This is a genomic window from Acinetobacter sp. YH12039 (assembly GCF_013420015.1).
GTDB classification, from domain to species: domain Bacteria; phylum Pseudomonadota; class Gammaproteobacteria; order Pseudomonadales; family Moraxellaceae; genus Acinetobacter; species Acinetobacter amyesii.
This window is the reverse complement of sequence record NZ_VOZA01000095.1, coordinates 1-4,020: the sequence shown is the minus strand read 5'-3', so window position 1 is coordinate 4,020 and position 4,020 is coordinate 1. Positions and strand designations below refer to the sequence as shown.

Annotated in this window: 3 protein-coding genes and 2 pseudogenes; 1 reads left to right on the top strand and 4 read right to left on the bottom strand. The window is 38.6% G+C overall.

Translation table 11 applies throughout. The annotated features are described in order from the left end of the window. Positions 1–117: 117 nt before the first annotated feature. Positions 118–648: pseudogene (locus FTT98_RS17320) on the top strand (cytochrome b); the annotation flags it as partial. Positions 649–700: 52 nt separating this feature from the next. Here the strand turns inward: FTT98_RS17320 and FTT98_RS17315 are convergent. The 4 genes and pseudogenes from FTT98_RS17315 to FTT98_RS17300 form a co-directional block, all read right to left on the bottom strand. Next, complete coding sequence (locus FTT98_RS17315) at positions 701–1,075, bottom strand: hypothetical protein (protein ID WP_180027218.1); 375 nt, start codon at positions 1,073–1,075, stop codon at positions 701–703. 56 nt (positions 1,076–1,131) lie between these two features. Continuing rightward, on the bottom strand, positions 1,132–2,133 hold the full coding sequence (locus tag FTT98_RS17310) for an adenosine deaminase (RefSeq protein ID WP_180042033.1): 1,002 nt from the start codon (positions 2,131–2,133) through the stop codon (positions 1,132–1,134). A 66-nt stretch (positions 2,134–2,199) separates the two neighbouring features. Further along, a complete protein-coding gene (locus tag FTT98_RS17305; RefSeq protein ID WP_180042031.1) occupies positions 2,200–3,522 on the bottom strand; it encodes an NCS2 family permease in 1,323 nt (440 codons plus the stop codon). A 390-nt stretch (positions 3,523–3,912) separates the two neighbouring features. Continuing rightward, a pseudogene (locus FTT98_RS17300) lies at positions 3,913–4,020 on the bottom strand (IS701 family transposase); the annotation flags it as partial.

The following is a 4,020-nucleotide window of genomic DNA, read 5'->3' as shown; positions in this document are numbered from 1 at the left end:
TTTAGGTGCTGCAATGCGCAAGCTTATACATCTGTGTTATGGCGTTTTAAAACATCAGACTGCCTATCAAAGAGATTATTTATTGGTCGAATAATCTCAAAACCTGATTGACTACCAAGACGGTATCAGGTCTTACATTGGCTGATGGCGATCATATTCATCGTGGCATGGTTAATTGGCTTTTATAGTGGCAATTTTCTCAGTTATGACGTCGATGGCAGCTTTAAAGGACAAGTCATTACCCTCCATAAAAATATTGCGACTACGATTATTTTTTTGGTGGTGATACGAATCTTTTGGCGCTATACCCACCCCGCTCCAGATTTACCTGACAGCATGTCATCCGGCATGAAAACCTTGGCACATTTGGGTCATTTAGCACTGTATTTTGTACTACTAGCTTTACCGATTACAGGTTGCTTATTTAGTTGGAGCGCAGGTCACCCCGCCCCTGTCTTGTATTTGTTTGAAATACCACGCTTGGTACAAGATAATCCTGAATTATTAGCCATCGTGAAACCGCTACATATTTGGATTTCTTGGGCAGCAGGCTTGCTCTTAGTGGGTCATATTTTGGCAGCGTTGAAACATCATTTTATTGATAAAGACCATGTGCTCAAAAGTATGACACGACAACCAAAACCCTAATAAAGACAAAATAAAAGCCACATCATGTGGCTTTTATTTTAAGCATTATCTTTTAATTCAGTACTTGCTGAGCACAACCGCGCATACTATTTAAAACCGCTTTAGAAATCAGTTTATTCTTTTCAGTTTCATTCACTGCAGCAGTCATCAGATCTTTCGCACCGATATCATCCATAGCATGCTCACTCACGCACTGACAAATCGCAGCTTGATTGTCTTTTTTCTGTTGAGCACTCATAAACAACGCAGCACCTTTCCAAATTTTAGAAGTATTTAATTCTTGCGAGCATTGATATTCAATCACAGGCTTTAGCATACGCTGACTTAAACTTGATTTATCTGCACTAGCAGCGGATGAAATCAATACTGCGGCTAAAAATGTAATCGATGAGGCAAATATAGAGCGATTTGAATGAGATAAAAGCATGATTTAAACATAAAAAAGGCAGTGAATATTCACTGCCTGAGATTATACGCTGATTATTAATTCAACGCTTCAATCTTTTTAATCCAAGCTTGTTTTTCAGCATCTGAAATAAATGATGCTTCAAAAGAGTTGATTGCCAGTTGCTTTAACTCTGCATTGCTTAAATCAAGTGCTTTGGTGATCGCAATGAAGTTATCATTCATATAACCACCAAAGTACGATGGATCATCTGAATTGACGGTCACATGCACACCTTGTTGCAATAGACGGCGAATATTATGCTCAGCCATATTATTGACCACACAGAGCTTTAAATTGCTTAGCGGGCAAACGGTTAATGGCATTTTTTCTGCAATTAAACGTTGCATCAAAGCAGGATCTTCTTCTGAACGTACACCATGGTCAACACGATTTACTTTCAGCAAATCCAAGGCTTCCCATACGTATTCTGCTGGACCTTCTTCCCCTGCATGCGCAACGATAAGAAAACCTGCTTCACGTGCTTTAGCAAAAACACGTTCGAATTTTGATGGTGGATGACCCACTTCACTCGAATCTAAACCGACACCAATAATTTGATCTTTATATGGTAAAGCTTGTTCTAATGTTGCAAATGCTGCGTCTTCAGATAAATGACGCAAAAAGCACATAATCAGATGTGAGCTAATGCCCAGTTTTGCTTTGGCATCATCACAAGCGCATTGTAAGCCATTCAAGACAGTTTCAAAAGCAACCCCACGGTCTGTATGAGTTTGTGGGTCGAAGAACATTTCGGTATGAACCACATGATCTTCTGCACATTTTTCAAAGTATGCCCATGCTAACTCATAAAAATCTTGCTCATGAATCAGTACATTTGCACCTGCATAATAAATGTCTAAAAAAGACTGTAAATTATGAAAGTTATACGCTTCTTTTAATTCTTCGACTGATTGATAAGGGATTGCAATATTGTTGCGTTGGGCAATTGCAAACATGAGTTCAGGCTCAAATGTCCCTTCAATATGCACATGTAGCTCTGCTTTTGGCAAAGCGCGAATCAGCTCAAGTTGATCCATCTCTTATCCTCATAAAAATAAAAAAGGGTGCAAACTGAGTTTACACCCTTTCGCTATTTGACAGTATTAACCGCCAAATGCAGCAAATTTTAATGCCCAAAGTACAGCAATAATCCAGACCATATATGGTACAATTTTCGCTTTACCTGTCAGCAATTTAACCAATGCATAGCTAATGAAGCCCATTGCAATACCGTCTGCAATTGAATACGTAAACGGCATAAATACAATTGTTAAGAATGCAGGGACTGCTTCAGTAATATCATCCCACTCAATATGAACGATACCTTGAATCATCAACACACCAACAAACAATAATGCTGGCGCAGTTGCAAAACCTGGTACAGACTGAGCAAGTGGTGCTAAGAACAATGCCAAAATAAACAATACAGCAACTACAACTGCAGTTAAACCTGTACGACCACCGGCAGCAACACCTGCTGATGATTCAATATAAGGCGTAGTCGAAGACGTACCCAATGCCGCACCCGCAACAATTGCAGATGAGTCAGCAAATAATGCTTTCTTCAAACGTGGTAATTTACCGTCTTTTAATAAGCCTGCACGGTGTGATACACCGACCAATGTACCTGTAGAGTCAAATAAATCAACCAAGAAGAATACAAAGATTACGCCAATCAAACTTGCTGTGAATAGACCTTCGAAGTTCATTTGCATGAATGTTGGAGCGATTGAAGGAATAGCACCTACAACACCTTTAAATTCGTTGAAGCCCAGTAGGGTTGAAATTGCAGTAATCACCAAAATACTGATGATGATTGCACCACGTACTTTGAAGTGATGCATAACCACAACCATCAAGAAGCCAAGTAAAGCCAACAAGACAGACGGCTGTTTTAAATCACCCAGACTGACCAGTGTTGCAGGGTTATCAACAATAATGCCGGCATTTTTCAAAGAAACCAGTGCAAGGAATAAACCAATACCGCCGCCGATCGCCAGTTTAAGCGACATTGGAATCGCATTGACAATCGCTTCACGGATTTTGAACATGCTGATAGCGATAAAAACAAGGCCAGAGACAAAAACAGCTGCTAAAGCAGTTTGCCATTCCACGCCCATACCCAAACATACAGAATAGGTAAAGTAAGCGTTTAAGCCCATACCGGGTGCTAAGGCAATTGGATAGTTAGCAACAAGCCCCATCACCAAACAGCCAATGGCTGCTGCTAGACAAGTTGCGACAAAAACAGCGCCATGATCCATACCCGTTTCGGACAAAATCATTGGATTGACAATAATGATGTAACACATTGTCAAGAAAGTAGTTACACCTGCAATGACTTCTGTTTTGAAACTGGTTTTGTTTTCGCTCAGTTTAAACAGACGTTCAAGCATGTTCTCGGAAGATGGATTAGGAGTCGTCATGACCTAGCCCCTATGAAGTAAACTTTATGCATATAAGCATTCCACAAAATTAATCATGTGATGTATTCATCATTAATTTTGTGTATGCCTAAGCAACGAATATGCCAATTCGGCAGATTGTAGGCTTTAAAAAATCCTATTTTCAACAGCATACAACACAGTACAAATGTTGAAATTTGCAAACAAAAAAGCTGCATAAACCTATGCAGCTCCTCTATTTATGTCATTTAATTCGTATTTAATATCAATAAATACTGATCAAATTAATTTCGGCAAATTATAACACATTGATTTTTTAATGTTTCCAAATTTTCATCGCTTTTCAATTTAGTAAATTTAAGACATTGTTTTCTTTATAAAGTTTCAAATTATTATAGGACTTACGCACTATCATTTATAGATTCTCTGTGGTAGCAGATGATTTTTATCGAGAATAAAGTCATCAATGAAGTTTTTGATAATTGGTCTAAATAATTTCTTCTGCCAACGATATATATT

Excerpts from the sequence above, each read along its gene's own strand:
- FTT98_RS17315 (WP_180027218.1), bottom strand. The coding sequence starts at position 1,075 with ATGCTTTTATCTCATTCAAATCGCTCTATATTTGCCTCATCGATTACA.
- FTT98_RS17310 (WP_180042033.1), bottom strand. The coding sequence starts at position 2,133 with ATGGATCAACTTGAGCTGATTCGCGCTTTGCCAAAAGCAGAGCTACAT.
- FTT98_RS17305 (WP_180042031.1), bottom strand. The coding sequence starts at position 3,522 with ATGACGACTCCTAATCCATCTTCCGAGAACATGCTTGAACGTCTGTTT.